We start from the raw sequence: 7,364 nt of genomic DNA on the forward strand, positions 1-7,364 counted from the left end.
ATTGATCTTTACTATTAAAATACCACGCTTAGTCCCAAAGAGTAACTTTTCATCAGGGGATAGTTGTACCCATCACCATTGGTTGAGTTTTCATTCAGGTCCTTATCCGAAGGAACAGCATTTTCCACATCTATATTTTTTACGACTTTGTATAAAGGCGACCAGGTGAACATGTTCTCTCCTGAGAAGAAAACCTTCGCCGTGCGGGCACCGATTTTAGAAACCAGTCTTGCCGGCAGGTTATAACCGACCTGCAGATTTTTCATCCTCAGGTAGGCCACATTCTGAAGATATTTGGTTTGTGCCACGCCTAGTTCCCTGTTGGTGTCACTTGATGCAGCGCGCGACATGGTCCTTGGGAAGTAAGCATCAGTATTGGTGGGTGTCCACATGTTACCCACCTGGAAATTAGGGATGTTGTTATATGGCCTGTTGTACTGGCCCCAAAACATCTCCGTTTCTGTACTCGGATACCACTGCTGTTTACCTACACCCTGCAGAAAAGTGCTGAAGAAGAAGTTGTTGTATTCTGCGCCAAAGTTGATGCTGTATAAGTAACGGGCAGATTTGTTACCAATGATTTTTCTGTCACCGGGATTACTCACAGAGTTGTTGCCTACGTTGATCAGGCCATCACCATTCAGGTCTTTCAGTTTGATATCACCTGGTGCCCAGATATTGGTTGGAGAGGCCCTCATCTGCGGGCTCTGCTTGGCGTGTGAGTCTATATCAGCCTGGTCGATGAAGAAACCTTCGGTCTCGTAACCCCAGATTTCGCCGATGTTCTGGCCTTCGTAGTAATCGCTCAGCAGTTTATCAGGGTTGTTGTATCTTGTGATTTTTGATTTGTTATCAGCAACAGTCAGCCGCACGTTGTAACGTACAGGTTTGCTTGAATTGCCGATCAGGTCGCTCCATGAAACCGAAGCCTCCCAACCTTTGGTGCGCAGATCCGCATAGTTGCCCTTTGGTACTGTTGCTCCGTAAGTTGCCGGCGCAGTTAAACCTACGGTAAACATATCTGTAGTGTTCCTTACATATACATCACCTGTAAAGTTTAAGCGGTTATTGAACATTCCAAGGTCTATACCAAGGTTGGTTGTTGTTGAAGTTTCCCAGGTAATTCCATCGGGCAATACCGCAGGTATTTTTGTAGTCTGTGGTTTGGTGCCGTTGAGGATATAGTTGGCCTGGGTGATGTTAAATAGTTCCTGGTAAGCATAGGAATCGATATTTCCGTTTCCTAATGAACCATAGGATGCACGCAGTTTCAGATCGGAAACTACCTTCGGCGATACCTTCCAGAACGACTCCTGGTTGATTCTCCATCCGGCAGAGACCGAAGGGAAGAAACCATAGCGCTCGTCTGAAGGGAATTTGGATGATCCGTCATAGCGAGCGTTTACTTCTACTAGGTATTTATTTTTGAAGGAATAGTTTAACCTTGAGAAGCCGCCCATGATGGCCCATTGCTCATAACCTCCGCCTGTATTAATAGAATTACCGAGTGCCAGGTTCAAATCATCAGCATCTTCGAAGATGAGGCCGTTGCGCTGTACCAATAGTTTATTGTAGGTAGACTGCTCATAGTTATAACCAGCCATGATTTTGAAATAATGGTCGGTTTTGAAGGTTTCTTCATATTCAGCGTACACATTTGTGGCAAGGTACTGTGTTTCTCTCTGATCGAACTTCAGGTCATTTGTGGTAGTACCTACATAGGCAAGCTGACCAACACCGGTGCTGTAAGGAACCTGTACACGCTTCTGTTCGGTATCCACGTTGGTATCCCTGAAAGTGAAATCGGCGTTAACGCGGAACTTGTTATTGAAGAAGCTGGATCTTAATCCGGTGATATTCCGAAACACCTGCTTTTTTGTGTCTATTCCATTTTTTCCCAGATAGAAGTCGCCCACCGTATAAGCACCAGTGAAAGTTAAAGATCCGTCAGGGTTGAGCATAGGCACAGTAGGGTGGCCCTCATCTGCGATGTTTCTCCAGATACCGCCCCCTTCACCCACGTTTATAGGGTTGTGGTAGTTCATTACAGAGTAATCGGCGTTATTTTCGATACGTAACCAGGGGAAGACCTGTACACCGCCTTTTGCGCGCAGGTTTTTCATACTGTAATCATCGGAGTTGTACCTGAACAATCCATCCTGGCCAAGAGTGCGTCCCGACAAGTAAAAATCGGCCTTATCGCTGCTGCCGGTGATAGATATATTGTGCTCCTGAGCAAAAGCATTCTTTCTGTACAACTCTTTATACCAGTCGGTACTCCCGTAATAAGTGTATTCGCCGGTTGTAGGGTTAACTTCCACCTGATTGTAGGGCTGACCAGATTCTACACGTCTTTTAAACTCATCCAGGTAAGCCTGAGAAAATTTCTGTGTTTTGTTTGCATTCTGAGGGAAGGCACCGTCACCGTTAACAAAGGCTTCGGCAAACATTTTAGCCCAGGTATATCCGTCGGTAACAAAGTCTGGAGTCTGTAATGGGTTTTTGACCGCGAAGTTGGAAGAATAGGCGATGCTGGTCCTTCCTTTTTCTGCTTTTTTAGTGGTGATGAGCACAACGCCGAAAGCACCGCGGGCACCATAGATTGCAGCAGAAGCCGCATCTTTCAGGATGGATACCGACTCAACGTCATTGGGATTCAGTAAGCTGGCATCGCCTTCAAATCCATCTACCAGGATCAGCGCACTGCCTCCCTGACCGATAGAGGTCATACCGCGGATATTGTATTTGGGCGATTGCGTAGGTTTACCATCAGCCATTGTAATATTCAGGTTGGGCAATACCCCCTGCAAACCCTGGGTAAGGTTGGGAATAGGGCGGCCTTGTAAAGCGTCACTTCTTACCTGGTCTACGGCACCAGTAAGGTTTGCTTTTTTCTGGACACCATAACCCACTACTACAGTCTCGTTTAACGTTTTAGCATCCGATGCAAGGCGTATATTAAAAGTTGTTCTTGTCCCCGGGGCCAACTCCTGTGTGATGTATCCGATAGATGAAAATACTAGTGTTGCCTTATCATTTACATTCTGTAAAATATACTTTCCTGCAGCATCTGTTACTGCATGTGTTTTTTCTCCCTTGACTACGACGTTTACGCCGGGTATGGGTTGATTCTCATTGTCTGTAACCGTACCCTGTACCGACTGTGCCTGCGCAAAAACGCTGGTACAGAAAAACAGCAGGGTTACTGGCAAGATCTTTCTGATTAATTTTGTTGTAATTTTTAAAATCATACGCTTTAAGTTTGGCGGCAAACTTATGGTGTGCGTATTAATGCTATATCAAACAAAAGATAAACCTGCGTGAATTTAACATTTGAAATTAGGAATGAGTTAATCCGCAGGTTACAATTTCATAATTAGATAATCATAACGGGGATCTTTGTGATTCACATTAAAATTGTATTAAAAAGCATCTTTGAATGTGAATTCTTAGATGTATGAGGATCACAATTTTCAGATCCCATGTTAAAATTGAAGCAGAAAGAGATATTGACTTGTTGTCAAAAAGAAGCCTGAGGTGGGCGGGGGAAAAAGGTACTCCGGATATGAAGCTGAGCTGATATCCGGAGTACTTAGCTTATTTCAATAATCCGGCAGGGATTTTCCCATCAACCTGCGGAAAAGAAAGACCAAGAAGTTTTACGATAACCGGAGCCATATCGCGCAGGTTCATCTCATCAATTACAGCACCTTTGCGGATGCCGGGACCATGAGCCACCAGGCCTGTGCGGATATTTTTTGTATCCGGGAAATGCCCGTGTGTACCACCTTTGCCTGCTTTGACTGCATCGCCGGTAGTTGCATTGCTGAAAGCTGCGTCATGCTCGCCGGTAACTGCAAAAGCAACATTGGGGTTAAAACCACCTTTTGTAAGCTGCTCTTTACTGATTATACGGTAGTATTGTTTAATGCTGTCAGGTTGTGCAGTCAATAGTGCTTTTACTTTAGTGATCGTCGATTGATCAGAGGGGTCTTTGAGATAAAGGTAAGCAGAGCCCCCTGAGCTGTTAAACTGCGCTTTCCAGTCGCCGCTTTTCAGGTCGTTGAGCAAGCCGGCTTCTTTTAGCCAGACATTGGGAGAAACCGTCTTTTTTACATCGTAGAACCCATGGTCACCACCTATCATCAAAACTGTGTTTTCCCATGTCCCCGCTGCTTTCAGTGCGTCTATGATTATTCCAACAGCTTCATCCGCATCGGCTACTGCTTCATGGACTTCTTCACCCTGGCGGCCCTGCATGTGTTCAGCGTGATCAACAGAAAATAAATGTATGGTCATTAGCTGAGGCTGGCTTTTCCTGATTACGTATGCTGCAATTTTTGCCACGTTCTGATTTTTTCCTGCATCGATCTTGTCGACGCCACCGAACACTTCTTTTTTTACATCGGCATAAAATCCTTTTGGTAAGGAATACTGCTCGCGGACTTCATCGCCCAGGCTACCAATGTCAGGAATGTTGTAATCTACGGGAGCATTGGCTGATACCGGCCAGTACAGTGACGCAACGGTCATGCCTTTCTCTTTGGCTGCTTTCCAGATTGTTGTTACATGGATGGAACTGTCCTGCCAGTAAGGCTGTTGCTGTGCGCCGTCAGGCGTAAAGATGTTGTTGTAATATATGCCGTGTTTAGCCGGCTGCACACCTGTTACTATAGTAGTGTGTGAGGGGTAGGTCATAGAGGGGAATACGCTGTTCACTCCTTTGGCATAGGCGCCGTCCTTCATCAGTGCGCGCAGGGTTGGAGTTTTCCATTCGCTGTCAAGGTAGAAATCCGGCCTGAAGCCGTCAATAGTAAGAAAGATTACGTGTTTGGCAGTCTGCGCCATAAGCTGTCCCGTTGCCATAAAGATGCTGAGGAAGGCTATTGATAATTGTTTTTTCATAAATTGATGTCTCTGTTACTGAAATTATGTTGATCCTTTAAGCAGGATGGGTAAATGTCTCTGTAATATTGTTAACTTATTATTATGCTATCATTAATGTAAAACCTGCTATTTTACCTCGCGCGGGTTTCTCTACCATTACAACAATTAAGAGTAGCAAGTTTCGATCCGCTTTATGTATTTAAAAACTTAAGCCTGCCATGTGTGTTACAAAACCATTCTACGTAACTTATGAAAAACAAAAAATTATTTTATCTCTCTTCATTTGCGATGCTCCTTGGTGCTGGAGCGGCAAATGCACAGCGTGGCCTCCCTGTAAAGGACGTTACTACTTTCACTTCTGTAATTAAATATGCACAGGTGATGGACTATAAGCCTGAGATGGTTAAGCTGCTGCAAGTTCCAAAAGGTTTTGAAGTCTCGGTTGCGGCTTCGGGCCTGGGCAAGCCGAGGATGCTTTACACGAGCCCCGAAGGCAATGTATATGTTACCCGACGCGACGGGGGCGACGTATTGCTGCTGCAGGATAAAGATGGCGACAGCAAGTTTGAAAACCTGGTCACTGTTGTGGCTAACTTTAAGGGTGTCCATGGCATAACCATGAAAGACGGCTGGATGTACCTCTGCAACAGTAATGAAGTACGCAGATATCCTGTTAAACCTGACGGTACACTCAATACCAGTGCTTCAGAGTTACTGATTAAAGACCTTCCGGATGGTGGGCAGCATCCTAACCGTACAATGGATTTTGGACCGGATGGAATGTTATATATCAGTGTGGGTTCCCTTTGCAATGATTGCAAGGAAAGCGATAAAGAAACAGCGGTAATGCTGCAGGTAGATCCCAAAACATGGGGCAGGACAATTTATGCGAGTGGCCTGCGTAACACTATTGGTTTCGACTGGCAGCCACAAACAAAAGAAATGTGGGGAATTGACAATGGAGGAGATACCAAGGGGAGCGACTGGCCACCGGAGGAAATAAACCGTATTATCAAAGGCGGTGATTATGGATTTCCTTATGCCTATGGCAAAAGGGAGGTCGACAAAAGTCGTGAAGATCCGGCAGGAAACAGCAAGGAAGAAGTAGTGAAAGGTACGCAGCCTTCCGTTTTGGAAATGACTGCCCACATGGCCCCAATTGCCTTTACCTTCTTCGATGGTGCCGCAAACATTCCTGAAGACTGGTCGGGAGACGGACTGGTAGCATGGCATGGATCATGGAATGCTGCGACTCCGGTAGGATACAAGGTTCAGCGTATCCATTTTGAAAAAGGAATGGCAGTAAAAGCCGAAGACTTTCTTACAGGTTTCCTTCAGGACGAATCGCGTTTTGGCAGGCCTGCTGGAATAACCATTACAAAAAACGGTACTGTATACATCTCAGATGATGCATCAGGAAATATTTACGCTGTTAAAAAAACGAAATAAGATGAAAGTATTCAGCTATATCGCGATCGCCGCAGTTGGCATTGCAACAATTGCCGCTACAAGTCCGGAGCCTTCTCCAAGACTGGAATTTGATGCACCGGGAAGTTATCCCGAAGGGCTTGTCTACAACAAAGCCGCCAATGTATATTACGTTTCATCTGCCAGGCTTGGTAGCATAGGTAAAGTTACACCCCGCGGGGCATATACTGTTTTGCATGCAGACAGTACGCTGAAATCTACTTACGGATTAAAAGTTCATCCAGATGGGAAAAGCCTGTTCGCATGTGTATCAGATGCCAACTATAGTAAGTATACAAATCCGGCTACACGTATGAAATTGGCCAGACTGATCAGTATTGACATTAATACGGGCAAAAAGCTTTCTGATGTTGATCTTTCCAGACTGGTACCTGGTAAACATTTTATCAATGACCTCGCTTTTGATAACATGAAAAATGCATACGTTACTGATAGCTATGCAGGCGCGGTCTATAAGGTTACGCCTGATGGTAAAGCTTCTCTATTTGCCAAAGATGAAATGTTCAAGACCGAAGGAGTAGGACTGAATGGTATAGTGTTCCATCCCGATGGATATCTGGTTGTTGATAACAGCGCCAAAGGCCAGCTTTTCAAAATAGAGCTGAAGAATCCTTCCCAGGTGAAAAAGATTGCGATAGACCAGTATTTTCTGGGAGCTGACGGTTTGCTGCTTGGTGACAGGAACACCCTTACAATGGTAGTCAATGGTGGGATTGATAAGATTTACAAACTCAGCAGTAACGACAATTGGACCAGCGCAAAAGTTATAGCTTCCACACAGACAGAAGACAGGTTTACCTATCCTTCTACTGCAACACAAAACGGTAACGACATTTGGGTGATGAATGCCCAGTTGAGCCAGCTGCTTGACAGCAATGCAGTGCCTGTGAAAACCTTTGCCATACAAAAGGTAATTTATAAGCCTTTATAGATTGATGACAATCGAAACATACAGTATTCAACAGACCTTAAGGGGTCTGTTGTCTTAT

The 7,364-nt window shown here is 45.0% G+C and carries 4 protein-coding genes; 2 read left to right on the forward strand and 2 right to left on the reverse strand.

The window, feature by feature from the left end; translation table 11 throughout:
- Positions 1 to 14 precede the first annotated feature (14 nt).
- Positions 15 to 3,251, reverse strand: coding sequence for a SusC/RagA family TonB-linked outer membrane protein (locus tag ABWY16_RS21585; RefSeq protein ID WP_353906742.1), 3,237 nt, complete (start codon positions 3,249 to 3,251; stop codon positions 15 to 17).
- A 346-nt stretch (positions 3,252 to 3,597) separates the two neighbouring features.
- Positions 3,598 to 4,905 carry an alkaline phosphatase family protein gene (locus ABWY16_RS21590; protein ID WP_353906743.1) on the reverse strand — a complete coding sequence of 436 codons (1,308 nt, stop codon included), beginning with the start codon at positions 4,903 to 4,905 and terminating at the stop codon, positions 3,598 to 3,600.
- 231 nt (positions 4,906 to 5,136) lie between these two features.
- Here ABWY16_RS21590 and ABWY16_RS21595 point away from each other — a divergent pair, with 231 nt between their 5' ends.
- The gene (locus tag ABWY16_RS21595) at positions 5,137 to 6,336 is read left to right on the forward strand and encodes a PQQ-dependent sugar dehydrogenase (protein ID WP_353906744.1); all 1,200 of its coding nucleotides are present in this window, start codon (positions 5,137 to 5,139) and stop codon (positions 6,334 to 6,336) included.
- 1 nt (position 6,337) lies between these two features.
- Positions 6,338 to 7,306 (forward strand): gluconolaconase, encoded by a 969-nt coding sequence (locus ABWY16_RS21600; RefSeq protein ID WP_353906745.1) that lies wholly within the window; start codon positions 6,338 to 6,340, stop codon positions 7,304 to 7,306.
- The last annotated feature ends 58 nt before the right edge of the window (positions 7,307 to 7,364 follow it).

Origin of the sequence: Pedobacter sp. (assembly GCF_040513095.1) — a bacterium.
Taxonomy (GTDB): Bacteria; Bacteroidota; Bacteroidia; order Sphingobacteriales; family Sphingobacteriaceae; genus Pedobacter.